Annotated in this window: 26 protein-coding genes; 12 read left to right on the top strand and 14 right to left on the bottom strand. The window is 61.4% G+C overall.

Annotation, left to right across the window (positions count from 1 at the left end):
• Window positions 1-12 precede the first annotated feature (12 nt).
• The 5 genes from cpaB to P9250_RS03220 all read right to left on the bottom strand — a co-directional run bounded on the left by cpaB (window position 13) and on the right by P9250_RS03220 (window position 5,358).
• Window positions 13-975, bottom strand: a complete 963-nt coding sequence (cpaB, locus tag P9250_RS03240; protein WP_310391066.1) for a Flp pilus assembly protein CpaB — start codon at window positions 973-975, stop codon at window positions 13-15.
• 29 nt (window positions 976-1,004) lie between these two features.
• Complete coding sequence (locus tag P9250_RS03235) at window positions 1,005-1,511, bottom strand: pilus assembly protein (RefSeq protein ID WP_310391064.1); 507 nt, start codon at window positions 1,509-1,511, stop codon at window positions 1,005-1,007.
• A 109-nt stretch (window positions 1,512-1,620) separates the two neighbouring features.
• Complete coding sequence (locus P9250_RS03230; protein WP_409014803.1) at window positions 1,621-3,336, bottom strand: ShlB/FhaC/HecB family hemolysin secretion/activation protein; 1,716 nt, start codon at window positions 3,334-3,336, stop codon at window positions 1,621-1,623.
• Between the two features lie 111 nt (window positions 3,337-3,447).
• Window positions 3,448-4,929 (bottom strand): collagen-like triple helix repeat-containing protein, encoded by a 1,482-nt coding sequence (locus P9250_RS03225; RefSeq protein WP_310391060.1) that lies wholly within the window; start codon window positions 4,927-4,929, stop codon window positions 3,448-3,450.
• A 255-nt stretch (window positions 4,930-5,184) separates the two neighbouring features.
• Window positions 5,185-5,358 (bottom strand): Flp family type IVb pilin, encoded by a 174-nt coding sequence (locus P9250_RS03220; protein ID WP_244831914.1) that lies wholly within the window; start codon window positions 5,356-5,358, stop codon window positions 5,185-5,187.
• A 374-nt stretch (window positions 5,359-5,732) separates the two neighbouring features.
• Here P9250_RS03220 and P9250_RS03215 point away from each other — a divergent pair, with 374 nt between their 5' ends.
• A complete protein-coding gene (locus tag P9250_RS03215) occupies window positions 5,733-6,089 on the top strand; it encodes a DUF3613 domain-containing protein (RefSeq protein ID WP_310391057.1) in 357 nt (118 codons plus the stop codon).
• Between the two features lie 3 nt (window positions 6,090-6,092).
• On the opposite strand, the gene P9250_RS03210 is transcribed toward P9250_RS03215, so the two are convergent.
• Window positions 6,093-6,542: a response regulator gene (locus tag P9250_RS03210; protein WP_310391428.1), complete on the bottom strand. Its 450-nt coding sequence runs from the start codon at window positions 6,540-6,542 to the stop codon at window positions 6,093-6,095.
• Between the two features lie 293 nt (window positions 6,543-6,835).
• On the opposite strand from P9250_RS03210, the gene P9250_RS03205 reads away from it, so the two are divergent.
• Window positions 6,836-7,270 (top strand): NUDIX domain-containing protein, encoded by a 435-nt coding sequence (locus tag P9250_RS03205; RefSeq protein WP_250493819.1) that lies wholly within the window; start codon window positions 6,836-6,838, stop codon window positions 7,268-7,270.
• Between the two features lie 28 nt (window positions 7,271-7,298).
• On the opposite strand, the gene P9250_RS03200 is transcribed toward P9250_RS03205, so the two are convergent.
• Complete coding sequence (locus P9250_RS03200; protein ID WP_244831910.1) at window positions 7,299-8,390, bottom strand: lipopolysaccharide biosynthesis protein; 1,092 nt, start codon at window positions 8,388-8,390, stop codon at window positions 7,299-7,301.
• Window positions 8,391-9,134: 744 nt separating this feature from the next.
• Between P9250_RS03200 and P9250_RS03195 the strand changes: the two genes are divergently transcribed.
• The 4 genes from P9250_RS03195 (at window position 9,135) to P9250_RS03180 (ending at window position 12,938) form a co-directional block, all read left to right on the top strand.
• Window positions 9,135-9,419, top strand: coding sequence for a hypothetical protein (locus P9250_RS03195; RefSeq protein ID WP_250467763.1), 285 nt, complete (start codon window positions 9,135-9,137; stop codon window positions 9,417-9,419).
• A gap of 27 nt (window positions 9,420-9,446) precedes the next feature.
• Complete coding sequence (locus tag P9250_RS03190) at window positions 9,447-11,558, top strand: phosphocholine-specific phospholipase C (protein WP_310391054.1); 2,112 nt, start codon at window positions 9,447-9,449, stop codon at window positions 11,556-11,558.
• Window positions 11,559-11,646: 88 nt separating this feature from the next.
• A complete protein-coding gene (locus P9250_RS03185) occupies window positions 11,647-12,459 on the top strand; it encodes an AraC family transcriptional regulator (protein WP_310391052.1) in 813 nt (270 codons plus the stop codon).
• 77 nt (window positions 12,460-12,536) lie between these two features.
• Complete coding sequence (locus P9250_RS03180; protein WP_244831906.1) at window positions 12,537-12,938, top strand: cupin domain-containing protein; 402 nt, start codon at window positions 12,537-12,539, stop codon at window positions 12,936-12,938.
• A 12-nt stretch (window positions 12,939-12,950) separates the two neighbouring features.
• Here the strand turns inward: P9250_RS03180 and P9250_RS03175 are convergent, their stop codons facing one another.
• Window positions 12,951-13,604, bottom strand: coding sequence for a hypothetical protein (locus tag P9250_RS03175; RefSeq protein WP_244831905.1), 654 nt, complete (start codon window positions 13,602-13,604; stop codon window positions 12,951-12,953).
• A gap of 155 nt (window positions 13,605-13,759) precedes the next feature.
• Window positions 13,760-16,084 carry a transglycosylase domain-containing protein gene (locus P9250_RS03170; protein WP_310391050.1) on the bottom strand — a complete coding sequence of 775 codons (2,325 nt, stop codon included), beginning with the start codon at window positions 16,082-16,084 and terminating at the stop codon, window positions 13,760-13,762.
• Window positions 16,085-16,185: 101 nt separating this feature from the next.
• On the opposite strand from P9250_RS03170, the gene P9250_RS03165 reads away from it, so the two are divergent.
• The 3 genes from P9250_RS03165 to P9250_RS03155 all read left to right on the top strand — a co-directional run bounded on the left by P9250_RS03165 (window position 16,186) and on the right by P9250_RS03155 (window position 18,565).
• The gene (locus P9250_RS03165) at window positions 16,186-16,644 is read left to right on the top strand and encodes a cupin domain-containing protein (protein WP_244831903.1); all 459 of its coding nucleotides are present in this window, start codon (window positions 16,186-16,188) and stop codon (window positions 16,642-16,644) included.
• An 83-nt stretch (window positions 16,645-16,727) separates the two neighbouring features.
• On the top strand, window positions 16,728-17,843 hold the full coding sequence (locus tag P9250_RS03160; RefSeq protein ID WP_310391048.1) for a nucleoside hydrolase: 1,116 nt from the start codon (window positions 16,728-16,730) through the stop codon (window positions 17,841-17,843).
• 272 nt (window positions 17,844-18,115) lie between these two features.
• Window positions 18,116-18,565 (top strand): DUF2628 domain-containing protein, encoded by a 450-nt coding sequence (locus P9250_RS03155; protein ID WP_250511414.1) that lies wholly within the window; start codon window positions 18,116-18,118, stop codon window positions 18,563-18,565.
• A 69-nt stretch (window positions 18,566-18,634) separates the two neighbouring features.
• On the opposite strand, the gene P9250_RS03150 is transcribed toward P9250_RS03155, so the two are convergent.
• The 5 genes from P9250_RS03150 to P9250_RS03130 form a co-directional block, all read right to left on the bottom strand.
• Window positions 18,635-18,955 (bottom strand): pyrimidine/purine nucleoside phosphorylase, encoded by a 321-nt coding sequence (locus P9250_RS03150; RefSeq protein ID WP_250467757.1) that lies wholly within the window; start codon window positions 18,953-18,955, stop codon window positions 18,635-18,637.
• Window positions 18,956-19,016: 61 nt separating this feature from the next.
• Window positions 19,017-19,556 carry a cytochrome b gene (locus P9250_RS03145; RefSeq protein WP_244831899.1) on the bottom strand — a complete coding sequence of 180 codons (540 nt, stop codon included), beginning with the start codon at window positions 19,554-19,556 and terminating at the stop codon, window positions 19,017-19,019.
• A complete protein-coding gene (locus P9250_RS03140) occupies window positions 19,553-20,605 on the bottom strand; it encodes a catalase family peroxidase (RefSeq protein WP_250467756.1) in 1,053 nt (350 codons plus the stop codon). Before P9250_RS03140 ends, P9250_RS03145 begins: the two co-directional genes overlap by 4 nt.
• 158 nt (window positions 20,606-20,763) lie before the next feature.
• A complete protein-coding gene (locus tag P9250_RS03135) occupies window positions 20,764-21,543 on the bottom strand; it encodes an alpha/beta hydrolase (protein ID WP_310391046.1) in 780 nt (259 codons plus the stop codon).
• Between the two features lie 75 nt (window positions 21,544-21,618).
• Window positions 21,619-21,966: a DUF4148 domain-containing protein gene (locus tag P9250_RS03130; protein ID WP_244831897.1), complete on the bottom strand. Its 348-nt coding sequence runs from the start codon at window positions 21,964-21,966 to the stop codon at window positions 21,619-21,621.
• 465 nt (window positions 21,967-22,431) lie between these two features.
• Here P9250_RS03130 and P9250_RS03125 point away from each other — a divergent pair, with 465 nt between their 5' ends.
• The 3 genes from P9250_RS03125 to P9250_RS03115 all read left to right on the top strand — a co-directional run bounded on the left by P9250_RS03125 (window position 22,432) and on the right by P9250_RS03115 (window position 25,431).
• Complete coding sequence (locus P9250_RS03125; protein ID WP_244831896.1) at window positions 22,432-22,818, top strand: response regulator transcription factor; 387 nt, start codon at window positions 22,432-22,434, stop codon at window positions 22,816-22,818.
• A gap of 125 nt (window positions 22,819-22,943) precedes the next feature.
• Window positions 22,944-24,773, top strand: coding sequence for a PAS domain S-box protein (locus P9250_RS03120; RefSeq protein ID WP_310391044.1), 1,830 nt, complete (start codon window positions 22,944-22,946; stop codon window positions 24,771-24,773).
• On the top strand, window positions 24,757-25,431 hold the full coding sequence (locus P9250_RS03115; RefSeq protein ID WP_310391042.1) for a response regulator: 675 nt from the start codon (window positions 24,757-24,759) through the stop codon (window positions 25,429-25,431). The genes P9250_RS03120 and P9250_RS03115 overlap by 17 nt, the downstream gene beginning before the upstream one ends.
• Window positions 25,432-25,439: the final 8 nt, after the last annotated feature.

Here is a 25,439-nt window from a genome sequence, read left to right as displayed (position 1 = left end):
CTCGATGGCCAATCAGGGGTTCGACACGGTTTCGCTATGCGAGCCGCGAATGACTTCGATGCCGCTCGCCGACGCGACCTTGCGCGACGCAACTGCACCGCCGGTTGCGAGCGCGGCGGGAAGCGGCGGGAGCATCGGCGCGGCGGCGAGCATCGCGGAAGCTGGTGGCGCAGGGCGCGATGTGCCGCCCGAAAGTGTCGCGAGCGAGACGCCCGCCGCGGCGCGCGCTATCGGCGACTGAGCGGATGCATTGCGTGCCTGCGAGTCCGTGCTGGCCGTATCGGCGGGGTTACGCAGCGCGAGCAAGAGACGGCCGCTGTTTTCTGCAAGCGTGAGCGTGTCGATGTCATCCACGCGCACGCCGAGCACGGCGGTACGCGCGGCCGTTGCATGGTTCGTTGCGTTGGTGGCATTAGCGGCATTAGTGGCCGCATCGCCCGCGATGACGCTGTCGCCAAAGCCGAGCACGCGCACTTTCGAAAGCAGCAAGCGTGCGTGGCTCGCGGGGATTTCTCCGTCCGTCACGGAATCGCGCTTGAACACGACGAAGACATCGACGGCATCGCCCGGCTTCACGAGATCGTTCACCGCGTTCGATTCGTCGACGCGAATCGCGATTGCGCGCTCGCCCGGTTCTATAGCCGCCGTGAGTCCGCCCGCGAGCACACCATCGGTCAACGCGCTGCCAGCCGGGACGCGTACAACCGGCACACGGCCAAGCAATATGGATGCCGAACTAAATGCATCCGTGGGCAGAACGGCTTGCGCCTGCATGGTGAGATCGTCGGCGGTGAGCGCCTTGCCGGGCAAGAGATCGTGCGCCGCGACGATCACCGTCACCGCGGGCGAAGCAGCCGGCATGACGAGTGGCGCGCGTGGCGCGGGCGCGGCGCGCGTCAACGTGACGGCATAGAGGCCGAGCAGTGCAGCCAGCGCGAACAGTGCGATTGCAATGATGCGGGAAACGTTGGCCATGACATCGGTTCTTCAAAAAAAGTCAGCGTTCAAAGCACGCTGTCGGGATTGAGTTGCACGCTCGCGTTCGCCGTGAGTTTCGCCGGCAACGCTAGCGATAAAAGCGGCAGCGTCGGTACGAGCGGATTCGATGCGTAGTCGTAAGACAGCGCGACGGCGACGCATTGCATCGTCGTGTCGTAGGTGCACGGCGCGCGGCTCGCCGTACACGTCGATGCAGAGCCGAGCCAGTTCTTCAGGCCGTTAGCCGTGGTGCAGGTTGCAGCGGTGCGTAGATCGAGCGCTTGCGCCGCGGTGGTCGCGCCACGCTGATAACGCAACGCGGCGCGCGCACCTTCTTCCGCCGAGAGCGTGAGCGACTGCTGCGCGACGAAGATGAGGCTATACGTGACGATCGCGTAGAAGATGAGAAAGAAGAGCGGAAACACGATCGCGAATTCGAGGGCCGTGGCGCCTGCTTCATCACGCGCGAAACGCGGCACGAAGCGACTTGCGGTCGATTCGTCGTGCGTGTTTCGGATCGTGGTGTCGTTCATGGTTCTCTGCTCGCCAATGCTCTGTTATGTGCGACTGCTCATAAGTACTTAACGGTACTGAGTACCTGTCCTTGAGCGCGATAAACGCCGTAAAAACAGGCCTTCTCGCTCAATTCAACTGGTACGAGAATGTTGCGTTGACACGCGGACTACGCGATGAACTTTCGATGGGCGCATCGCCTATGGCACGCGCCACCGAGAGGTCGATGTTGTAGTGCTTCGCATCCGAAATGCGGAAGCCGATGCCCACTGAAGACAAGCGACGCGGCGTCGGCGTACCGCCATGCAGGAAGATGCGCGCCATGTCGACGGATGCATACGGCGTGAGCGATTTCAAATACGCCCATTCGAGCGGCAGCGGCCGGTTCACTTCGAAGGACGCGCCCCAGCCCGAATCGCCCGACACTTCGCCCGGTTGATAACCCAGCGCGAAGCGCTGTGCACCGAACGAAATCTGTTCGGAGGTCGGCAAGGTATCTGGCGAGAACTGCCCCGTCATGGCGACCACCGTGCCGATCTTGAACGGCCAGTCGTTGGTCTGCGTGTAGGTGGCGCCCGTGCGCAGGAAGGTCAGCGAAACCGGGTTCTGCAGTTGCAGGCCGGCGATGTTGCTTTCCGCCGTCTTAGATGCGCCGAGCACATCGAATGCCTTCGCTATCTGAACATTCACGCGACGCGTGACGCCTGTCTGAATGCCGGTGTAGTCGAGCGACAACTGCGCGACGCGAATTTGCGAACGTTGCGTAAGTTGCGGATTGCCCGCGACAATCATGTTCTTCAAGCGGTCTTCGTCATGCGTGGCATACACGGTCGCCGTGCCGAGCAGACTCTTCGAGTTGCTCAAAATGAACGGATAGATCGCTGACAGCGCGAGCTTGTCGTTCACCACGGTGCGCTCGATATACGAAGGCAGGCCGGGGTTATCGACTGGATGGCCGTAGTAATGCGAGGCATCGACTTTCATTGCGAAGCCATCGGAACCGACGGGCGCCATCGCATTGATGCCGTAGTAAGTCGAATCGTTGCGGCCCTTCGGTGCGAGCGCGGATGCCGTGATCGATTCGCCGAGTCCCAGCAGCCCGTTCTCCGTCGCACTGAAAATGCCCTGCAGCCCCGGATGATTCACGTCGATACCCGTGCTCACGTTGAAGCGTTTGCGCGTGACGTTGAGCTCCATCGTCGTGGCGCCGTTGGTGTTCTGCGGCGGCGCGACGGTGGCATCGATCTTCGCGCCGGGAATCATGCCGAGCACGTTGATATAGCGCTCGAAAGTGGCTTGACGCAAGGGACGGTCGGCGGCAATGCGCTCTGCGATCGCACGAATGCGCTTCTCGAGATTGCCGGGCTCGCCCTTGATCTTGATGTCCGATACGTAGCCCTCGACGATCGTCACGCGCACGACGCCTTTCTCGAAGGTCTGCGCCGGCACGAACGCGAACGAGAGTGCGTAGCCGCGTTCCTTGTAGAGCGCGGTCACGCCGTTCGCGGTTTCCACCAGTTGCCCGATGGTGATGTCGGTGCCCACGAACGACGTGAAACGTTTGGCGACTTCATCGAAGGGAATCGACTTCACACCTTCGATCTGAATCGACGATGGCGTGATGTGCCGCGCGAGCAGCTCCTGAAGCTGTTGTTGCGGCGCCTTGACTTCGACTTCGACCGAGGGCGGTCGCGCCGGAGCGTTCACTTGCGGTAAAGCGTCGAGCGGGTTGCTGCCGACGCTCGAGCGCGGCGCGGCGGCCGGTGTCTGGGCGTGCGCAATCTGCGTCATTGCGAGTGCGGCCACGAGTGCGGTCGTTTTCCAGGTACCCATTTCAGTTCCGATTCTCTTCGTATGTCGTCTGACTGTTGATCGCGCGACGCACGCCTCGCGAAGTTGCGGTGATTTGCAGGATCGCGAGGCTGCGTGTCTTGCTTCGTGCTTCGTTGCTTCGACTTAGCGACGCAGGCCGCCGAGCGCGCCGCCGAGCGTCGTGGTGACGCCCGTCAGCAGGCCGCCCACGACGCCGCCGTTGGTCGAACCCGTGCTCGCCGTTGCGCCCACGCCAGCAGTGACAGTTGCCGTCGTGGTCGTGGCGGCGGCTGCGGGCGCGGTCGTCGTCGCGGGCGCGGTTCTTACGCCGCTCGTGACCGGCGCGAGCACCGTGCTGACCACGGTCGTGACCGGAGCCAGCAGCGAGGTCGTCGCAGGCGATGACGTCACGGTGTTGACGGTGCCCGCCACGGTGGATACGACACCGCTCACGACGCCCGCGACCGGTGTGGTGCCGGTTGCAGTCGTCACGCCGGTGACGGTGTTGCCAAGCGAAGTGCCGAGCGTCGTTGCCGGTTTGCCGCCGACGAGCGTGCCCGTGGTCGCGACCGTCGTACCGACAGCCGAAACCAGCGTGCCCGTGCCGGACGTGACCGGATTCGAGCTCGCGGTCAGCTTCTGGCCGCCCGCGGCGAGGTTCGAACCGAGCGCAGTCAAAAGACCAGCGGCAGGTGCGCCGACACCGGTTGCCGTGCCGACGGTCTGCGTCGCGGTGCCGATCATCGAGGTGATCGGAGCGATGGCGGTCGTCGCTTGCGTCGTCAGTTGCTGGACAGGTGCGCTGGACAACGCGGCCGTCAGATTGCCGCCGGTTTGCGAGACCACGCCGCCGACACCGCTCGTGAGCGCGCCAACGGGCGTCGTGATGGCGGCGAGCGGAGCAAGCGGGCCGCTGCCGAGGCTCGTGACGGCGTTACCGCCGCTCGTGACGGCATCGCCGAGTTTTTGCACCACGCCGCCGACGCTTGTCACGGTCGTGCCGACTGCGTTCGGGTTGGAGCCGAGCGAGCCGATGCCATTGCCCACGCCGTCGCCGAGCGTCGAGACCGCCGCGCCCACGTTTTGCACGACGCCGCCGAGGTTCTTGGTGGTGCCGTCGGAGAGGCCGGGCACTTTTGCACCGCCAACAGCCGTGCCGAGACCGGTGACGGTTTCGCCTGCGGCGGTCACGATGTTGCTAGCCTTGTCGACCACTTGCGCGACCGGCTGCGGCGTGACGGTGGGCGTGCCGCCGTTGCCACCATTGCCGCCGCCACCGCCTCCGCCGCCGTTACCACCACCGCCATTACCGTTACCGCCACCGCCGTTACCGCCGCCCGTACCGGTCTTGACCGTCGCGCCGACAGTACCGCCTGCGCTGGCTTCGATTGTCGTGGCGTTTGCGTCGGTGTTCGACGCGGTGCTGGTATCGCGTGCGCCCGTCGTGGGATGCTCCTGCTGCGTGCCGTCGGTCGAAGCGGTGGCAGCCGGATGGCTGGCTGCTCCGCCCGTCGATTTGTTGACCGAGCCCGAGCCCCCGCAGGCGCTCAACGCCAGAAGCAGGGCCACGGCCGCGGCTGCCCCGGTCATGCGAATGGTTTCGCCTTTGAGACTGGATGTCTTCATTTTTCTCTCAGATATATATTTTTGATTCGACGGCGATCCGTGGTAATTGCATCGAGCAATTACCGGTTTGAATGCCGCTTTTTAAAAGCACGTCATTTGCGCGCGGATGAAATCGGAGATTCGATTGCGCGTAAATAAACGCGCGCCGGCCTGCGGAATGGCTACAGGCGTGCACGGACCACCGCGACTTGTGATCGCGGTTCATCGACGGCAAGGCGCTTCCCGACGGAAATGGCGGGAGTACGACGTCCGGACTTAATGGACGGTCGCTAGCTTGGCCGTGATGCTGTTGAAAGTGGTCTCGAGTTGACCGGCAAGGCCGCCGACAGCGGTCATGATGCCAAGCGCAAGTACGCCGGCGATCAAGCCGTATTCGATGGCGGTAATGCCGCGCGTATCCTTGAGATAGCGCTTGAAGAAGTGCGTCATGATGATCCTCGGGTTCTACGTTTTGCTGTCTTCTGCCCGGTGCACGGGAGTCTTCGTCTGCATCGGTAGCCGCCTCTCTCAGTTGACGGATCCGAAGTTTGTGTGTGCGCAGACGCTTCGTCTAATGCCCAGGCCTCTCTAAGGCTCTGGTATTACTCTCGCCCGTTATGTCGGACGACTAGAAGTAACGGTTATCGAGTTCGGCATGCTGCTGGCGGAACCGCAACCTGACTTCATATTTTTGATTACGGCCGTCAACTTGAGGACATTAGGTTTTTTGTGGAAATTTTTGGACCGCACGGTTAACGCTTACTTCGTTTTTACCGATTAGCCGTTTTTAAAGACTTGTCTCGTTGTAAATCCTGTCTTTTGGCTTGAATCAGCCGATAAAACATATGTCGGCGCGCGTTGATTTGGCACGTGCGTCCGGATTCATGTTTAACGCGGATATTCAAAAAATGAAACGGCTTATATTCAGCTTGATGGGCGCTGCGCTGGTAACGAACGCGGGCGCTGTCTTTTCGGAAGAGCAAGAAGCGAGAATAGGCGATGCCGCCAGCGCGTGGTTTGCCATGCAGGCGCAGGGAAGCGCGTCGGCACCATATGAACCGATGCTCGGTGTCGAGGCGAGCGCCGCCCGTGCGCGCTACCTCAAAACCTTCGAAAAAGAGATTCCAGATCGGTTCGGATCGACGGTGAAAGACAGCGGCGCGTCGAACGGCGGAGGTTGAGCCTTATGGTTCGCGGCGGGGAGAACCGGGCGGCGTCTCGTTGAGCACGGCCCAGAACATCCCCAGATCGCTGATCGCGCGGAAGAACTCGGCAAGCTCGACCGGCTTCACGACGTAGGCGTTCACGCCGAGTTCATAGCTGCGGATGAGATCGCGTTCTTCGCGCGACGAAGTCAGCATGACGACGGGAATGGTTTTCAGCGACGCGTTCGCGCGGATCATCTGCAGCAATTCGAGTCCGTCGATTTTCGGCAGCTTCAGATCGAGCAGGATGACGGCGGGATTGCCCGGCACGCGTTCGCGCCACTCGCCATCGCCAAGAAGATAGTCGAGGCCTTCCTGGCCGTCACGCGCCACCACGATGTCGTTGGCGAGATGGGTCTTTGCAAGCGCAAGCAGCGTGAGTTCGAGATCATTCGGGTTGTCCTCGACGAGCAGGATCGGCTTGAACATCATGGTCTCTGCGGTGGCGGCTCGTGAGGGTGCGCGCATTATGGCGCAAGTGGCGTGTGCTTCAAACCGTTGTGCAACGTTCCGCCCGCCGTGTTTGCATAACAAGCCGCAAGACCCGGCAAATACGCCTCATATCAAGTTACTTTCGGTCAATATGACGGCCATAGCGGCGTCACGGGTTGCATCGCATGCACGTTCTGCGTTAAAAGAAACGATGCCCGCCGAATCTGGAATCATTCTCAGACGAGCGCGGCCAAAGCAAGCATGCAAATCACGACTGGGAGACGGGGACAATGAGGGTTCGCGCAACTGTGCTGGTGGTTCGCCATGACGCGGTGTTGCTCGTCAGACAACGCGGTGGCCCGTGGTATCTGCCGGGCGGTGAAGTAAGGCATAACGAGTTGGTGATGGCCGCGGCGATCCGCGAACTGCACGAGGGAACCGGCGCCGAGGCGAGCGCGGCGGCCTTTATGTGGCAGCACGTATCCGCGCAGCATCTGCATCATGTTTTTCGCGTCGCCATTCCAGCGGATGCTCGGCTGTTCACGAATCCGGGGCAGGGCGTCGACGAGGTGCGCTGGGTCAACATCCCCCTGCTGCACACCATGCCGGTTACGCCCGGCACCAAGGCGATCCTTGCACGCGCCGCCGGTATCAACGGCAGCGTGGGCCGTGCACCGCCGTGGGCGAACAAGGGTTTCGGCGCGGGCAGACCGGCCGACTTCTGAAGCCGGCGCGGTCCGCCCGCTCTCTGCATCACCTCGGGTTGCTCTGCACGAAGCTCCGGTAGGCCCAGTACGCGTCCTTCTGCGTCTTGCCGTCCGCTTGCAGCATGCCGTAGTTGCCTTCGCTGTCGTCGTATAGCTCGTACGCCTGGATCGACTGGATGTTGTATTTCGACGCCACGCTTACGAACTGCGCCATCATGTCATTGCCCGTCAGATACGACGCGATCTGCTGATCCGAGCCATAGTTCGGACGCACGCCAAACTCGTTGATCCAGATCGGTTTGCCCATGTTGTGAAGCACGGCGAGCACATCGTGACAGCCCGTGCCGCCGCATGCGTTCGTGATGTCGCCTTCGTTCGAATACCAGTGCCATGCGGTGATGTCCCAGCTGACTGTCGGATGGCCCCATGTGCCGTCAGGCTGCGAGCCGTCCGCAAGCATCTGGTAGAACGAGTAGTGCAGCCACGTTCCGCCAAGCACGATCTGTCCGCCGCTATCCACCGAGCGCACGCCCGCAATCAGGCCGCGAATGACACCGCGTGCAACCTGATACTGGTGGTTGTTGTACTGCTGCCAGAAAACGCCGTCGACGTTGCCATTCAGCGTATTGGCTTCGAGTTCGTTGGAGATCTCGTAGTACGGGTAGTGATACGCGTTGGCCGTTTGCTGGCCGAGCGTGAACGCGGCGTTGTAGGCGTCGTCTTCGCTGTTGAAGTCGATACCCATCATCATCACGGGATACACCGTCACGCCGCCGTCGGCCATCGTCTTTGCAATGCCGGCGAGCTTAGTCGCGGATGCCTGGTTGTACACCTCGTTGCGATAAATCTTCGCGCCCAAATCCTGCAATTGCGACAACTGTTGCTGCGGGCTGGATGCGTCGTAGGCGCCGCCGCCGTTGTTGTGGCCGTTCATGCCGTAGAAAATCGAACCATTGTTCGCGGCTTTCGACGTGGCTTTGAGCTCGGACGCGCTCTTGCCCGTGGCGGCATCCACTGCGCTGTCGCTGCTGCCGCCGCATGCCGCGAGCAACAAGCTCGTTGCGACGGCGGCAGCGATAACCGTGGCCTTAGGCGTGGCGAAGTAAGGAAAAACCGGAAGCGATGTAAGTTTCTTCATAAGATTTCGGCGTACTAATGAAAGTATGGGCGTCCATACGCGAAAAGGCGCTTGTCGATGCTGCATGCGGCAGGATGGATGCCTCGACGACCGCCAACTACATGTCCCATTACTACGGGATGCGAACGGTCGTTAGCAGAACGAACCATTCGTTTCTGCAGTTGAAAAGGGGCTGACCTGCGCCAGACGGATAAACGTTGGCGGGCAACCGCGGCGGCAATACGTATGTGCTGATGCGGCTCATGCCTGCCGCTGCCCGACGGATGACAGCCTGTGAAGCGCATGTCTTCAAAGGCTCGTCGAAGGTCGTGCAAGACGGTCGAGGAGATACGCGCGGAGTCCGCCAGTCATGGCAGCCCGCCCGTGTACCGCACTGCAAAACAGCAATCTTGCTGTTGAAGATTTACCGATTTTTCCGCTGCTTCGGCAAGGCTTGCCGAAACTCCTGCAGCGGTCGAAAGAGTACTGCCTCCGGAACTCGATGTAAACCGATGTCACATTTTTTACGCATTATTCCGTCACCGACCAGCCATTTTTGCTTGGTCATATCATCAGTTGGAATCTGTTAAATCCGGTAATTAATAAATCGGAAAACTAATCAATTTACCAAATGGCCGAGATGTATCGACATCGTTACATTTGAGAATTGAATGATGCGGGAAAGAATCGTCATATTGCTTACATAAGCGACCGATAAGCTTCCCGGCGCTGTGAGACCTTCACGCGCTTTGCGGGAGCCAGATCATGTCGACTTCATCACGTCGCTACTTCAGCGTGGCGCGCTTCGCTATTTGCGCCTGCGCAATCGTTGGCCTGAGTGCCTGCGGCGATTCGAACTCGACCGACATCAAGCCGCCGGCATCCGTCTCAGCAGCCAGCAGCGAAGCGCCCACGACAAACGCAACGAGCGATCTCGAGGACTGGGCGAAACAAGCCACGTCCGGTGCTCCGGTGCAAGCCGAGCAAAGAGGTATTGCGCGGGCTTCATCGGAAGTGCTCGCAACCCCGGTGATCCATACGGTCGACTAGCATCCCTTCTACTTCCCCACTACTCAAATGACGAAGAACCGACGTGAATTTCTGCGCACGGCGATGGAGGCCGCAGGCGCAGCGGCAGCGCTCAACGTAATGCCGCTCGGCATTCGCCAGGCGCTTGCCATTCCAGCGAATCAGCGACATGGCTCGATCGAGGATATCGAGCATATCGTCGTGTTGATGCAGGAGAACCGCTCGTTCGATCATTACTTCGGAACCTTGCGCGGCGTGCGCGGATTCGGCGATAAAGCCGCCGTCACGCTGCCGAACGGCAAGCCGGTTTATCACCAGCCTATCGCGGCGGGTGCGGGCGAAGTACTGCCGTTTCATCCGGGCGCATCGAATCTCGGCTTGCAGTTTCTGCAGGACTTGCCGCATGACTGGGTAAGCGGACAGGGCGCGTTCCATAACGGTCTTTACGATCAGTGGGTGCCGTACAAGGGCACGACGACAATGGCGCATCTGCGTCGCGACGACATTCCGTTCCACTATCAACTCGCCGACGCCTTCACGATCTGCGACGCGTATCACTGCTCGACGAATACATCCACCGATCCGAATCGCTATTACATGTGGACCGGTTATGTGGGCAACGACGGCACGGGCGGCGGGCCGGTGGTCGATAACGCAGAAGCGGGCTACGGCTGGTCCACGTTTCCCGAAGTGTTGGAACGTGCGGGCATCTCGTGGAAGGTCTATCAGGATCAGGGCACGGGACTGGATTCGAAAGGTTCGTGGGGCTGGACCGACGACGCCTATATCGGCAACTACGGCGACAACTCGCTTCTCTACTTCACGCAATATCAGAACGCGCAGCCCGGCAATCCGCTCTATGAAAAGGCGCGGCGCGGCACGAATGCCGCCGCGGGCGACGACTATTTCTCCATTCTGAAAAACGACGTGCAGAGCGGCTCGCTGCCGCAAGTCTCGTGGATCGTCGCGCCCGAAGCCTTCTCCGAGCATCCGAACTGGCCCGCAAACTATGGTGCGTGGTACATCGATCAAGTGCTGCAAGTGCTGACGGCGAATCCGGAGGTGTGGAGCAAGACGGCGCTGCTCATCAACTACGACGAGAACGATGGTTTCTTCGACCATATCGTCCCGCCGTTCCCGCCTTCATCGAACGCGAACGGTCTTTCCACTGTCGATACGAGTCTCGAGATTTTCCCCGGCAGCGCGAAGTATGCGAGCGGCCCGTATGGCCTCGGCGCACGCGTGCCGATGCTCGTCGTCTCGCCGTGGTCCAGAGGCGGCTGGGTGTGTTCGGAGACGTTCGACCACACGTCGGTGATCCGCTTCATTCAGAAGCGCTTCGGCCGCGCGCATGGACTGGCCGAGCCGAATATCTCGCCGTGGCGTCGCGCGATTTGCGGCGATCTGACCTCCGCGTTCGACTTCCGCAATCCCAACAGCAAGCTGCCGACGCTGCCTGCCACGACCTCTTACGTTCCGCCCGACAAGGCGCGTCATCCGGATTACGTGCCGCTGCCGCCCGTCGATCAGAAATTGCCCGTGCAAGAGCCCGGCGTGCGTCCGTCGCGTGCATTGCCTTACGAATTGTTCGTGCGCTCGAAGCCGGATGCATCGAAGGGCGCGGTGTCGTTCGACTTCATCAACACGGGCGATGCAGGCGCGGTCTTTTTGCTGTATCGCAATGCCAGTACTGCTGTTCCGCACACTTACACGGTCGAAGCGCACAAGCGCCTGTCGGATCGTATCGATGCAAACGCGGATGGCAGCTTCGACTTCGTCGTGCATGGGCCGAACGGTTTCTTGCGCCGTGTCGCGGGCAAGGCGAAGGCGCAACATGGCGGCTGGTGGTCGCACGATGACGCCGCGCCGGAAGTCGCGGAAGGCTACGACGTCGCTAACGGCAACCTGCAATTGAGGCTGGAAAACAAGGGCTCGGGCGCGTGCACCTTCAGTATCGTGAATGCCTACGATGCCGCGAAGACCATCACCAAGCGTGTGCGAGGCGGCGACACCGCGCAGCTGTATCTCGACTTGCGCAGCGCGCACGGCTGGTACGACATCGAGGTCAAGGCGGACACGGACAGCGCCTTTCTGCGCCGCTTTGCGGGCCACGTCGAAACGGGCAAGGACAGCCTGAGCGATCCGGCACTGGGCGGCTGATCGCGCCGCCGCGCCGCGCGAACAGTCTCGCGCGGCGTTTTTCACATTCGGGCATATCATTGCGTATCGTCTCTGCGATACCGCAACCATGAACCGACGCGCCGCTCCACAGAATTCCGACTGGGTCCGCCATGCCGAATCATCGGCGGGCATCGAACGGATCGAAGCCTTTTTCGGCGGCAAGGCATACGGCTGGCATCGGCACGACACCTATGCCATCGGCCGCACCATGACGGGCGTGCAGAGCTTCAATTACCGGCGCAAATTGCGTCACAGCTTGCCCGGCCAGACGATGGTGCTTCATCCCGACGAAGCACATGACGGCCACGCGGGCACCGGCGATGGCTTTCGGTATCGCATGCTCTATGTGGAACCCGCGATGATCCAGGCCGCGCTCGGCGGTCGCGCGTTGCCGTTCATCTCCGGTGGAACGACGATGGATGCGCGCGTCAGCGCCGCCACCGAAGCGCTGCTCGCACAGACGCTGCGCGAACCGCTCGCACAAAACGATGCACTTGCCGAACTCGCATTCGCGCTGGCGCAAGCAGCGGGCGTGACCACCTCGCGCGACACGGGCGACTACGCAAGCGCCGTGCTGGCGAAAGACTTTCTGCACGCCAATTGCGATCGTATCGTCACGATGGAGGAACTCGAACGCGCGACGGGACGCGACCGCTACAGCTTGTCGCGCGACTTCAGGCTCTTTTTTGGCACGAGCCCTTACCGCTATCTGACGATGCGCCGTCTCGATGTCGCGCGCCGTCTCGTGCTCACGGGCGCATCGTTGGCAGATGTCGCCGCGAGCGCCGGTTTCGCCGATCAGAGCCATATGACGCGGCAATTCACACGCACCTTCGGCATGCCGCCCGCGCGTTGGCGGGCCTGCGTTAGTACGCGTTAGAGCTTGCACGATCGTTCAAGACCCTTTACGTGTGACAGCGGTAGCCTTGAACGAATTCATCGTCAGGGAGCCGCATCATGCAAACACACGCAGCGACAGCCGAAGCTACACGTGGCCAGCGCGCCGCCATCGATCCATTAAAAAAAGCGCGTTTGATCGACGGCTTCTGGCAGCAACGCGTGATCGCTGAGATGAACGACTATCAGTTCAAGGTCGCGCGTCTGGAAGGCGAGTTTCTGTGGCACGCGCACGCCGATACCGACGAGACGTTCATCGTGCTGGAAGGCGAATTGCGCATCGACTTTCGCGATGGCGAGATGGTGCTGAGAGCAGGGGAGATGGGAATCGTGCCGAAGGGCGTCGAGCACAAACCCCATGCCGCGCGCGAAGTGAAGATCATGCTGATCGAGCCGCGCGGCGTCGTCAACACCGGCGACTCGCGAAACGAGCGCACGGTGCCGAACGACTTGTGGATCTGAAGCGAAAGCCGCTTAGAAGCGATACGTCACGCCGACCTTGACGATCGGATAAAAGCGCAACTTGTCGGCCTTGTCCTGCAAGTCCTGCTTTTCCTGATCGACGAAAGCCTGACCAGTGATCGCGACGACTTCGGCGGGCACGTCGTAATCGACATGCGGACGGCCAAAAGCCACACCTGCATCGAAGAACGCGGAGAAGCCTTTCTGCGCCACCGGCGTGTGACCGAAGCCGATGCCGACATACGGGCGCACGGTCGGGAATCGCGCCTTCGCGTGGATCTGCTCGCCGGCCACGTTGTAGGTCGTGCCGTGATACGTGTAGGTGTCGGTCGGGCTCGTCGCGACGGCGTCCACGTTGTCGCCGCCGATCAGCGCGCCAGCGGTCAGGCGGAAGGCCACCGTGTTCGGTGCGGGAAAGAAGTCGAGATAAAGACCGCCGTGATAGATGTGCGCGGTGCCGTCGTAATGCAGCCCGCCCGCATTGAAGTTGTGCGAGAAGGCGATGCCGTTGAATTCGGCGCGCACGTTATCGCGCGTGCCAAGCGGTTCCGAATAGCCGATACCCACGCCTTCGGTGCCGACTTGTCCATAGATTTCGCGTGCGTGCGCGAGAGGGGCGGAAAGCGCGGCGATACCCGCCGCAAGCGCGACCAACGTTTTCATCATTGCAAGAATTCCTTGAGGATAAGACCCGAGCGCGTCTGTGCGATATGGCAAGAATTGCCGCCGGAGAGGCGGACGCCATGATTCACGCGGTCATGTCAGGAGACATCCGAGTTAACGGAGCGGTACAAGGAAACTTTAGAAAACGTTTGCTAACCTTATTCCTGACGTGTCGACGAGGCCGGTTCCGCAGGCGCGGGAAGTATCGGCGGCAATGTGTCGAAGACGGGCGGCTGCGCTTTTTCTTCCGTGACTTCAGCAGCGGGCGCGGTACGCGTGGCGGGTGAACGACGCGCGCGCGGTGCGTGCTGAGGCGTCTGCGCGGGTTTCGGCGCTTTCGAAAACGTCTCGGCAAACCACGTCTTCACACGCGTCGCCATGATGTCCCACATGCCCGGCACTTCCTGCGTATCGAAGCGCGCACGGGCATCGATCAGATGCGAACGCATCGCCCGTTGCGTGAAGTCGCCGATCATCGGCAATGCGCTGTGTGCGCCTTGTCCCCAGTAATCGCTACGCAAGGTCACGCGGCTGTCGTTGAAGCCGACCCAAGCGCCCGCCACGAGTTGCGGTTGCATCAGGATGAACCAGCCGTCCGCGTTGTCTTGCGTCGTGCCGGTCTTTCCCGCGACGTCGCCGCGAATGCCGAAGCGCGTGCGGATCAGCGTGCCCGTGCCGCGATTGATGACATCCCGCATGACGTCGACGAGCTTGCGCGTGGCATCGACCGACAGCGCGCGTTCCGGCTTGCTTTCGAATTGCGCGAGCACCTCGCCATCCTTGTTCTCGATGCGCGTCACGAGCAGCGGCTCCATGTAGTTGCCGTCGTTGGCGATGGTGCCGTAAGCCGCCACCATCTCCTTGAGCGTCACCGGACTCGTGCCGAGCGCAAGCGAAGGCACCACGTCGAGATGACTTTCGCGCACGCCCATGTCGCGCGCGAGTCGCGCCACGCGCGCCGGACCCACTTGCTGCATCAGTTGCGCGGTGATGCGGTTCTTCGAATACGCGATGCCGTCGCGCAGACTCACCGGCCGGCCGCTTGGCGGCGAATCGTCGGTGGGACGCCAGGTCTCCTCGCCCTTGATGGGAATCTCCACCGCCTGATCGATGATCGTATCCGTGGGCTTCGAGCCGCGCGCGAAGGCCGCGCCGTACACGAACGGCTTGAATGTCGAGCCCGGCTGACGGCGCGCCTGTTGCACATGATCGAACGGGTCTTGCGTGAAGTCGCGGCTGCCGACCCACGCCTTGATCTGCCCGTTGCGCGGATCTAGCGCTAAAAAGCCGGCCTGCACGCGCGTCTTGTTCTCGCATAACGCCTGCATGAACGTGCGATTCGCGCTAAGGCTCTTGATGACGTCGGCGTCGTTCGCGCCGCCATCGCGCGCCACGCGATACTCGCTCGTCTCGCGGATGAACGCATGTGCAAGGTCCGCGTTCGCATTCGCGCAGCCACCGCGCCCGCCCCAAGCCGCATTGGCGATGGACTGCAACTGATTGCCTTGCCACGTAAGCGATTGTGTGGCCATCGTCTGCAAACGCGAGTCGAGCGTCGTGCGCACGACGAGACCATCGGAATAGATGTTGAAGTCGTTGTCGTCGGCCCACGCGATCAGCCACTTGCGTAACTGTTGCGCGAAATGCGGCGCGCGTCCCGGCTCCTCGGTCTGACGTTCGAAGTCGATGCGCAACGGCTTCTTCTGCAACGCTTCGAGCTTCGCAGGCGCGAGATGGCCGAAGCGCACCATCTGCCCGAGCACGATATTGCGTCTGTCGAGCGCGCGTTCAGGGTTGATCACAGGGTTGTAGTAGCTGTTGCCCTTCAGCATGCCGATAAGCGTCGCGCTTTCGAGCACGTCGAGTTCGCTCGCGGATTTATCGAAGTAAGTGCGTGCGGCCATCTCGATGCCATACGCGTTATACAAGAACGGCACCGTGTTCAGATACGTTTCGAGAATCTCTTCCTTCGAATAGACCGCTTCGATCTTGAACGCGGTGATGGCCTCCTTCACTTTGCGCGTGAGCGTCTGCGAGCGGCCGATGTCATCGGGATAAAGATTGCGCGCGAGCTGCTGCGTAAGCGTGGAACCGCCCTGTTTCTGGCCTTTGAACGTATGCAGCGCGGCCGATGCCGTGCGTCGCCAGTCAATACCATGATGCTCATGAAATCGCCTGTCTTCAGTTGCGATGAGCGCGTCGATCACTTGCGGCGAGACGTCTTTGAGGCTCACCCATTCGCGATGCGTTGGCTTGAATTCGGCGAGCAGCTTGCCATCGGCGGAATAGATTTGCGCGGGTTGATCCACCTTCGCGCGGCGCAGGTCGCGAATGCCGGGCGTAAAGGGAATCAGCACCAGCACATAGAGCACGAAAAGCGCGGGCAATAGCAGCAGCGTGCGCACACGCGCATGCGGGCGAAGCTTGACGGCAAGGCGAACGAGGAATGCGCGCGCCAGGGCTTTGAATTCAGAAGCGGTCACGAAGATACGGCGGGCTTGCGAAGAAAACGTGCATCGTAGCGTATTCTTTCTACACCCTTGCACAAGCGCTTTTTCCGCGACTTTCCAGAACGAGCCGCATCATGCCGAAAATCGATCTTGCCAATGTGCCCGAGCACCAAGGCTCCGGCTATCCACCGCCTTACGATCAACCATGCGCCGCGCGCATCCGTCGGCGTCTTGGCGATGCTGGCGGCTTGACGGACTTCGGCGTGAATCTGATGCACTTGCCGCCGGGAAGCTGGTCGAGTCAGCGTCACTGGCATTCGCACGAGGACGAGTTCGTATATGTGCTGCAGGGCGAACTCGTGCTGATCGAAGACGAAGGCGAAACCATGTTGCGTGCGGGCGATTGCGCCGCGTTCGCTAAAGGCACGGGCAACGGGCATCACATGATCAACCGGTCGCGGGAAATGGCGGTGTATCTCGAAGTCGGCTCGCGCGCGTGGCCCGATCTCACCACGTGTTCCGACATCGACATGATGAGTGCCAACGCCGATGGCCGGTTCGTGCGCAAGGACGGCTCGCCGATCGAAGCGTAGTCGTATCTGCTCAAACGGTCGTAGAATGAATCACCGTCCGCGATGACGTGATCACTCGAATATAACGATCCGGAGACAGCATCATGCGACGTTGCACTGCAGCAGGCTTGACTCTTTCCCTTTGTGTCGTCGCGGTGCTTGCCGCTTGCGGCGGCTCATCCGACGACCACAACGCATACACGAACGCGCCGAAGATCGTGATCGACTCCGACTTCAACACCATGGGCGACGACGGCCAGCTCTTCGCCATGACCACGCAGTTGATGGGACAGGGCAAGGTGAATCTGCTCGGCCTGTGCGTGGTGACGGGCAACGACTGGTTGCTGCAAGAAGAAGCCGATGCGTTGAAGGCCGTCGAACGCATGGGCGTGCAGAACGAGGTCGGCGTGTACGGCGGCGCGGATTATCCGCTGCAATACGATGTGACGAGCATCCGCGCGCAGCAGGCCGCGAATCCGAACGGATACTTCGGCGCGTGGTCGCGTCCCGAGCCGACTTCGCAAGCGCAGCTCACCGCGCCGCCGGACGGCTTCGCAACTTCGACCAAGATACAGACGCAAGCCGCCGCCGACTTTCTCATCGACACGATCAAACGTTATCCGCATGAAGTGACGATTCTCGAAGTCGGGCCGCCCACCAATCTCGCGACGGCGGTGCAGAAGGCGCCGGAGATCGTGCCGCTCATCAAGCAGATCGTCTACATGGGCGGCGCGATGAACGTGCCGGGCAACGCCAATGCAGTCGGCGAGCTCAACTGGTGGTTCGATCCGCTCGCGGTGCGCACGCTCTTGCAGACGTCGATTCCGCAAACCGTCATTCCGCTCGATGTGACCAACACCGTGCCGTTGACCGAGAGCATCTACAACCAGATCGTCAACCCGCCGACCGGGCAGACGGCCGTGACGAAGGCGTATGCAACCGTGAATGCGGGTGCGTTCGCATCGAGCACGGATCTCTACGACACGCTGACCATCGCTTACTTCAGCGATCCAACTTACGCGACGCAGACTCAGAGCGCGTACCTGGATATCGACACGACGCCCGGCGAGGACCAGGGCCATGTGCGGGTGTATCCGGACACGCCTGCTGCGGGGGCATCGCCGCAAAAGATCACGTATGTCACGAAGTTCGATAATGATCGATTCTTCAAGCTGTACGTGGACTTGCTGACGAGGCCGGTGCCCGTGGTGTTTCAGTGAGCGGTCTGGCTTCGAAGCTCGCCTGAACACGGCGACAAGCAAGCGCAAATTTTTGTAAGGCTCGCGCGTCCTGACTTTTCAAGTGCGGGTCGCGCGTGTATTGTCTGCTGCCCGAATTAAACGCGTTCTAAACGTCGTTCGCATTCGGTAATTCGAGTCCGCTTCCATGCGGACAGATGCAACAGCAACTAAAGCAAGACATGGAATTCGATAACAACGAAGGCATCAAGGGAACGGTTACGACTGCGGCAGCGGCTGGCTTGGATAAGGATATGGCCGCTTTTGTCGGAAAGAACGTGGAGTATTACGCGGGGAAGTGGTCAGCCAAGGACAAGAATGGAAACATTAAGCCGACGTGGAATGTCGCGGCGTTCTTTGGCGGTCCCGTATGGTTTGCGTATCGCAAGATGTACTGGCAGGCGGTCGCGGTCTTCGTTGGCGGCACGTTGCTGAACCTGCTGCTCGGCTTGATGAGCGATTCGCTTGGCGAGGTGTCGAGTTATGCATTGATGTTCGCGTGGGCTTTTTCAGGCAACTTGATTTATCGCGCGCATGTCGAGAAAGCAGTCGAACGGATCAAGGCTGAGGTGTTGCTGCCGGGCGAGCGCGCAGAGCAACTGAAGCTGCGCGGCGGAACGAGCGCGATGGCCGGCTGGATAGCGTCGGCAGTCTCTCTCGCGATTCTCATCTTCAGCGTCTGGTCGATGATCGGTGCTGTCTGACCGCAGCCGCCGAAAAAGAACGGCCAATCACGCCGGATCAGCCGCTTCGCCCCTAGCCTCTAAACCAGGTCAAAGATAACTGCAAACATAATCCAGCGTCTCGACCACTTCTATATCGAAGCGGCTCTTCCCCGGCACCGAGAAAGACTCGCCGGCGCCGTAGGTCTTCCATTCATCGCTACCTTGAAGACGGATACGGCATTGGCCCGCCTGCACTTCCATCAGTTCCGGCGCATCGGTGCCGAAGTCGAGCGTGCCGGGCAGAATCACGCCAAGCGTCTTCTTCGAGCCGTCGGCGAAAAGCACCGTATGCGAGACGCACTTGCCATCGAAATAAACGTTCGCGCGCTTGATGACGGAAACCTGATCGAATTGCGATGCTGCGCTCATGGCGATGAATCCTCGAATGATGGTGGTCCGCCATCATACAGAAGCGCCGCCTGTGTACGCGTCAGCGATCGCTCCACGGCGCCATTGCCTGAAACACGCCGTCGCGCCGGACGAGCGCATGAAACAGCGCCGCCGCGAGATGCACGACGATCAGCGCGAAGAAGCAAAGCGCCAGGTATTTGTGCGCGTCCCAAAGCAGCGAATGCAGCGAGTTGCTATGCGGAAGAATGGAGGGCAATCGCACGCCGAACACCACGACCGGATAATCCGCCGCCGACAACATGCCATAGCCGATGAGCGGCAAGCCGATCATCAGCGCATAAAACGCGAGATGCGAGAGGTGGGCGGCGAGCTTCATCGGCTCCGGCATATTGGCGGGCAACGGTGGCGCGCCGCGCACGAGCCGCACGACCAGCCGGATCAGTGCGAGCACGAGAATCGTCACGCCGAGCGGCTTGTGGATCGACACCAGCGTGAGATAGTCGGGCCGCACGGTGGACACCATGCCGACGCCGATGAACAGCATTGCCAGAATGCAAATCGCCATGAGCCAGTGCAGCGCGCGTTGCAGGGGCGAGAAGCGTGTGTGGATCGTGCTCATTGATTCGCTCCTTGCGCCGGTTGATGCGGATAGTCCTTGTCCTCGGCGGTTCTCCGGTTGAACGACACCGAGTAGGCAGCCGAACGCGCGGCAGGGAACGGATCGTCGGAAACGTGCATGCCGGGCGGAAGCACCACCGGATCGAAATTCAGATCGCGGCATGGGCCATCCGGTTCGGCCTCGATCGCGGTAACGACCAGCGTGCCCGCTTCGACCTTCTGGCGATCGTCCGGCCACGCCTTGCTCGGGTCCGCCGTGGGGTCGCCGGGATTGGCCACCGTCACGACCATGGTCCAGCGTTGCGGCCCGCTCTGCACGCGCTGCGTGATGTCGGCATCGAGAAAGTTCGCGCCTTTCTGCTTCAGCTGATCGCCCGTCAAGGTCTCGGGCTTGGCCACCGGCACGAACGACCAGCGCACGACGCGGTCTTGCCCGGAGGCGTCCGTGAAGACGAAGCTATTGAGGCTGTTGTACTGATCGTCCGCGAAGGAGCCGGTGAACGGCGCGCTCGACGCCCATTTGCCGAATGCGCCGATCTCCGGATGCGCGGCGGCGAACTGCTTCATCGCGTCAGGATCGTCCTTGCGGGCGGATGCGCGCTGCAGTTCATAGAACGCTTCCGGCGTGGCGACGGGGAAGAAGGGCGCGTCGATCATCGCGGAGCGCCACTCGCTGTGGTCCGGCATGACGATTCGCAAGCTCAGTCCGCGCACGCGCGCCGATGAATCGGCGGTCTTCGGGTCGGGCGTCGCAAGGTTGAATCGGCCGGTCACGGGGTAATTGCCAGGCGCGAAAAGCTGCGCCTTGGATAGCGAAGCCGCGCCGCCATTCGACTCGAAGTTGCCCGTGAAGCAGACGCCCTTCGCATGGTTGCGTCTGAAGCCGAGCGCGGGTCCGCCCGGTGGCGCGAGGCTATTGACGATCTTCGCAGGCGTGAGTCGCGTAGGCGACAGCCAGCCGGCGGTGTACGCGAACGCGGCGACCACGACGGCCACGACGATAGCGATAAGAATGAGCGGGCGTATTGGGGATGCGGGTTGTTCAGCCATCGGATTCTCTCGATCGGTGGTTTGGCTGGCCCCTAATTTAACAGCAGAAGAAAAACCGCGCCTGAATCCTGCACAGTCGCGGCTCGAGCGCCATGCAAAAGACATCGGCACCTTTGAAGTGTCGATGTCTCGTCTATCCAAGGTCGCGTTATTGTGCGTTATTGCGCTTGCTTCGCGGCGTCCTCGATCACGGCGGCCACCTTAACCGGCTGCGATTCGTACACCGAGTGGCTCGCGCCCGGAATCACGGTCATGTGGCTATGCGCGCGCTCGTAGTACCAGCGCTCCAGATCCGGATTGATAATCTTGTCCGCGCCCGCGACGATGCCCCAGCTCGGCTTCGTGGTCCACGCAGCGGACGTGAGCGGCTCCGAGAAGACTTTCGCTGCGGTCAGCATTTGCGAATGCGCTTCGAAGGTCGCTTCCTTTGGAGAAAGATCGGCGGCAAAGTCCTTGGGAAACGCAGAAGGATTCAGGAACGTATAACCGTCGCTCGTCTTCTCGATCGCGCCGGCCTGCTTCGAGGTGAAGCTCGGCTTGCCCTTGCCGAGCGTGCTTTCGTCCTCGCCGACATTCGGCGCATGCGCGGCCACGTACACGAGTCCGACCACATCCGGATGCTCGCCTGCCTCGGTGATCACCGAACCGCCATAACTGTGTCCGACGAGGATCGTCGGTCCGTGCTGCAAGTCGAGCACGCGCTTGGTGGCGGCGACGTCGTCATCGAGCGAAGTCAGCGGCTCCTGCACGATGCTGACGTGGTAGCCGTCCTTCTTGAGAATGTCGTAGACCGGCTGCCAGCCGGAACCGTCGACCCAGGCGCCGTGCACGAGCACGATGTTCTTCACGGGCTTTTCGCCTTGCGCCATGACGGGCGCCGAGGTGAGAAAAGCGGCGGATACCGCGAACATCGCGGCAGAGAGCAACAGGTTTTTCATGTGGAACTCCGAGTGGCATTCAGTACGCGTGTGCGGTCCGGCATGCCGCAGTGACCGGCGCCGGACCGCTTGGCTTTAGCTGCCGAAATACGGCACGCAGTAGTCCGCGGGGCCGACGCAGTTTCTGGAAGCGGCGGACACCTTCGAGCCGCTGGCGGACGCACCGGTCAATGCCACGCCGCCTACATCGCTCGTGCCGTGCGTGGCCGCGTAGCTCGCCGCGACCTTGGCTTCGGCTGCCTGGATGTCTGCGGGGTAAGTTGCGTCGTCGTTCACTGCGGGCTTGTACCCGGCCTTCTCCAGGCGCACGAGATCGGCGCGCACTTCGGCGCGCGTCACCGGCTGATTCGACTGCGCATACGACATGGCGGGAGCGGCAACGGCGCTGACTGCGAAAGCGAGACTGACGAGAAACTTGTTCATTGTGATACTCCTTTAAAGGCTCGGCGTTTCCGTGTGGAGCCGAATGACGTAATGGACAGATGGCATTACTTAGGAAACCGATTCACTGGCTTCGCATACGATGAGGTCGTCTGCTTGAGCGGTGGAGCTTTCGTTGCTGCGACCTTGGAGTAACTTTATGTCCGGATGCGCGGTGAGCCTATCCCTACGTGCGTTCGCTCATGCGGCCGTTAGAGATGACGCGCCTAAACCTTTGCATGAGTAGTCGGCACGGCGTCGTTGCCTGCGCCGAATGGTTAGGCCGCGCGTATGAAGCGGTATGAGACGCAAGGTTAAACGGCTCATACGAAGGTATTAGACCGGCTTCGTCTCATACATAAATATGATTTTCACGTCCGATGCTTTTACTTAACATGGCATCACGGTCGACGGCCCGCCGCCTGGTTTATCGCCGCCACCGCACACTAGGCCCGAGGACTTTGTTGCGTGTTCAATAACCCAGTCGTTTCGATCATCGACGATGACGAATCCGTCCGCATCGCGACCTCAAGCCTGGTTCGCTCGCTTGGCTGGGAGGTTCGGCTCTACGACTCCGGCGAAGCGTTCCTGAATTCGGGTTCGATCGCGGATGTCGCGTGTATCATTTCGGATGTCCAGATGCCAGGCATCTCGGGCGTGGAGATGTACCGCAGACTCGTCGATCGCGGCGTCGCGCCACCTATCATCTTCATCTCCGCGTTCGCTTCGGACGCCATGCGCAAACAGGCGCTGGACGTCGGCGCGCTGTGCGTGCTCGGCAAGCCTGTCGACGGCGCACAGGTAATGCACTGTCTCGACGACATCCGGGCCAGCGGCGCTGGCGCTCATCCTTGAAGTGGCCCGCTTTCCGGGCTCAGGCTCTCTCGTCCTATGAAAGATCCGCGCAATGTGAATCTGGGCAGTCCGTTACTCGGGCCAGCGGGCATGAATGAGCGGCCGCTTTCCGCAATGAGGCCGCGATGAAGCTCGACCAAGCAGCCGAGCAGTCTTTCCTCGGCAATCCCACCACCCTCAAGGCGATGGCCACGGTAGTCGGCCTCGCGGTGTTTCTCATCGACGCATTCACGCCGCTCGATATCGCCATTGCCGTGCTGTATGTCGTAGTGGTGCTGCTCGTGGCTTCGGTCGCATCGCGGCCTGTCACGATTGCAGTCGCGTGGGCCTGCGTCGCGGCGACGGTGCTCGGCTTCATGCTCTCGCACAACGCGCAGGACCCTGGCAGTTCCATCGCGCGTTGCGGTGTGAGTCTCATCGCCATTCTGACCGTGTCGTTTCTCGCGCTGCGCAATCAGACGAGCACCGCCACCTTGCGCAAGCAGGTCGAACTGCTCAATCTCACGCACGACGCGGTGGTCGTGTACGACATGGACGACCGCATCACGTTCTGGAATCAGGGCGCGGAACGGCTGTACGGATGGACTTCCGAGCAGGCTATCGGCCAGCCCATTCACGGACTCACGCAGACGGATGCGGCCATGCCCGTGGACGACATTCGCCGCGAAACGCTTACGCGTGGGAGCTGGCAAGGTGAACTCAAGCGCGTGAAGAAGAGCGGCGAGACGGTGGTCGTGTCGAGCCGCTGGACGCTTTCGCGCGACAAATGGGGCAAGCCGCTCGCCATTCTCGCGACGAACAACGACATCACCGACGCCAAGCGCATGGAAGGCGAGCTGTTGCGCCAGAAGAACGAACTGCGCGCGACCATCGACGCCATTCCCGGCATGGTGTGGAGTTCATCGAACGATGGCCGCCTCATTTATCTCAACCGCCGCTGGAACGAGTACGGCGTGAAGCTCGCGGACGACGGCCACGACATCTGGCAGGAGATCGTGCATGCGGAAGACTTCGCCGCGTTGCAGGCCGCGTGGCGCGAAGCGCTCGCCACCAGCAGCGGCTTCGAAGTGACGGCGCGCATCCGGCGCGGCGACGGCGTGTTTCGCTGGATGCACATCGGTGCCGCGCCGCTGCGCGATTCCGAAGGCAATCTCGTGCGCTGGTATGGCGTGAACACCGACATCGAGGAACGCAAGCGCGCGGAACAGGCGCTCGACCGCTCGCGCTCGGAACTCGCGCATGTCACGCGCGTGACGACGCTCGGTGAGATGGCCGCGTCGATTGCGCACGAAGTCACGCAGCCGCTCGCCGCCATCGTAACCGCGGGCGACGCCGCGTTGCGCTGGCTCAACCGTCAGCCGCCGAATGTACACGAGGCGGTGCAGTCGATCAGTCAGATGACGAGCGACGCCAAGCGCGCGACGGACATCATTCGCCAGATTCGTTCCATGGCGCAAAAGCGCGATCCGCAACCCGCGCTGGTCGATCTGAATATGATCGTGAGAGAATCGGTCGAACTCGTGCGGCGCGAATTGCAAAGCCAGCGCGTCGAGCTTTCCGCTGCGTTTGCCGAGCCCGCGCCAGTGGTTTGCGGCGACCGCGTGCAGCTTCAGCAAGTCGTCATCAATCTGCTGATGAACGGCGTGCAGGCCATGTCCGGCGTGAGCGGACGCAAGCGCCTCATGCGCGTCGCCACCCGGCTCGCGGACGAGCGTCACGCGCAGCTTTCGGTCGAAGATTCGGGCATTGGCATCAGCGAGAAAGATGCGGGCTCGCTCTTCAACCCGTTTTTCACCACCAAGAAAGATGGCATGGGCATGGGGCTGTCGATCTGCCGATCCATCGTCGAGGCACACGGCGGCCGCATCTGGGCCGAATCGCAGGAAGGTCAGGGCGCGTCGATGCAGTTCGTCTTGCCGCTCGAAGAGGAGACATGCAGTGAGCCACGAAACTGAGGAAGGCGCGAGCCAGTCGATCGCCTACGTGGTCGACGACGACGACTCCATGCGCACCGCGCTCACCATGCTGCTGCGCTCGGTCGGCCTGCAGGTGCAGGCGTTCGCGTCCGCGCAGGAGTTCATGGCCTTCGACATGCCGGACGTTCCGAGCTGCCTCATTCTCGACGTGCGCCTCAAAGGGCAGAGCGGGCTTGCCGTGCAGGAGCAGATTGCGGCGGGCGACCTGTCCGTGCCGATCATCTTCATCACGGCGCACGGCGATATCGCCATGTCGGTGAAGGCGATGAAAGGCGGCGCCATCGACTTTCTCGCCAAGCCGTTCCGCGATCAGGACATGCTCGACGCCGTGGCGAACGCGCTCTCGAAAGACGAAGTGCGGCGCAACGAAGACCGCTCCGTGGCGGACTTGCGCCGCTGCTACGCTCGCCTTACGCCGCGTGAACGCGAGGTGATGGCATTCGTCGCGAGTGGTCTGATGAACAAGCAGATCGCCGCCGAGATGAACCTGAGCGAGATCACGGTGAAGATTCATCGCGGCGCGGCGATGAAGAAGATGGAGTCGCGCTCGCTCGCCGACTTCGTGCTCAAGGCCGAAGCGCTCGGCGTGAAGCCATCCGCGTCCGCGACCACGCCGTCGCGCGTGCAGCGCACCTGAGCATCAAC

Source organism: Caballeronia sp. LP006 (assembly GCF_031450995.1).
In the GTDB taxonomy this organism is placed as follows: Bacteria; Pseudomonadota; Gammaproteobacteria; order Burkholderiales; family Burkholderiaceae; genus Caballeronia.
Note: the sequence above shows the minus strand (reverse complement) of the source record. Positions and strands in the feature narration are given on the sequence as shown.

Bases quoted from the DNA above. Each gene is read 5' to 3' on its own strand.
- P9250_RS03145 (WP_244831899.1), bottom strand. From the start codon at position 19,556: ATGAGCACGATCCACACACGCTTCTCGCCCCTGCAACGCGCGCTGCAC.
- P9250_RS03175 (WP_244831905.1), bottom strand. From the start codon at position 13,604: ATGATGAAAACGTTGGTCGCGCTTGCGGCGGGTATCGCCGCGCTTTCC.
- P9250_RS03150 (WP_250467757.1), bottom strand. From the start codon at position 18,955: ATGAGCGCAGCATCGCAATTCGATCAGGTTTCCGTCATCAAGCGCGCG.
- P9250_RS03185 (WP_310391052.1), top strand. From the start codon at position 11,647: ATGAACCGACGCGCCGCTCCACAGAATTCCGACTGGGTCCGCCATGCC.
- P9250_RS03140 (WP_250467756.1), bottom strand. From the start codon at position 20,605: ATGGCTGAACAACCCGCATCCCCAATACGCCCGCTCATTCTTATCGCT.
- P9250_RS03210 (WP_310391428.1), bottom strand. From the start codon at position 6,542: ATGTTCAAGCCGATCCTGCTCGTCGAGGACAACCCGAATGATCTCGAA.
- P9250_RS03165 (WP_244831903.1), top strand. From the start codon at position 16,186: ATGCCGAAAATCGATCTTGCCAATGTGCCCGAGCACCAAGGCTCCGGC.
- P9250_RS03135 (WP_310391046.1), bottom strand. From the start codon at position 21,543: ATGAAAAACCTGTTGCTCTCTGCCGCGATGTTCGCGGTATCCGCCGCT.
- P9250_RS03220 (WP_244831914.1), bottom strand. From the start codon at position 5,358: ATGACGCACTTCTTCAAGCGCTATCTCAAGGATACGCGCGGCATTACC.
- P9250_RS03120 (WP_310391044.1), top strand. From the start codon at position 22,944: ATGAAGCTCGACCAAGCAGCCGAGCAGTCTTTCCTCGGCAATCCCACC.
- P9250_RS03130 (WP_244831897.1), bottom strand. From the start codon at position 21,966: ATGAACAAGTTTCTCGTCAGTCTCGCTTTCGCAGTCAGCGCCGTTGCC.
- P9250_RS03190 (WP_310391054.1), top strand. From the start codon at position 9,447: ATGACGAAGAACCGACGTGAATTTCTGCGCACGGCGATGGAGGCCGCA.
- P9250_RS03205 (WP_250493819.1), top strand. From the start codon at position 6,836: ATGAGGGTTCGCGCAACTGTGCTGGTGGTTCGCCATGACGCGGTGTTG.
- P9250_RS03195 (WP_250467763.1), top strand. From the start codon at position 9,135: ATGTCGACTTCATCACGTCGCTACTTCAGCGTGGCGCGCTTCGCTATT.
- P9250_RS03155 (WP_250511414.1), top strand. From the start codon at position 18,116: ATGGCCGCTTTTGTCGGAAAGAACGTGGAGTATTACGCGGGGAAGTGG.
- cpaB (WP_310391066.1), bottom strand. From the start codon at position 975: ATGGCCAACGTTTCCCGCATCATTGCAATCGCACTGTTCGCGCTGGCT.
- P9250_RS03235 (WP_310391064.1), bottom strand. From the start codon at position 1,511: ATGAACGACACCACGATCCGAAACACGCACGACGAATCGACCGCAAGT.
- P9250_RS03160 (WP_310391048.1), top strand. From the start codon at position 16,728: ATGCGACGTTGCACTGCAGCAGGCTTGACTCTTTCCCTTTGTGTCGTC.
- P9250_RS03180 (WP_244831906.1), top strand. From the start codon at position 12,537: ATGCAAACACACGCAGCGACAGCCGAAGCTACACGTGGCCAGCGCGCC.
- P9250_RS03225 (WP_310391060.1), bottom strand. From the start codon at position 4,929: ATGAAGACATCCAGTCTCAAAGGCGAAACCATTCGCATGACCGGGGCA.
- P9250_RS03200 (WP_244831910.1), bottom strand. From the start codon at position 8,390: ATGAAGAAACTTACATCGCTTCCGGTTTTTCCTTACTTCGCCACGCCT.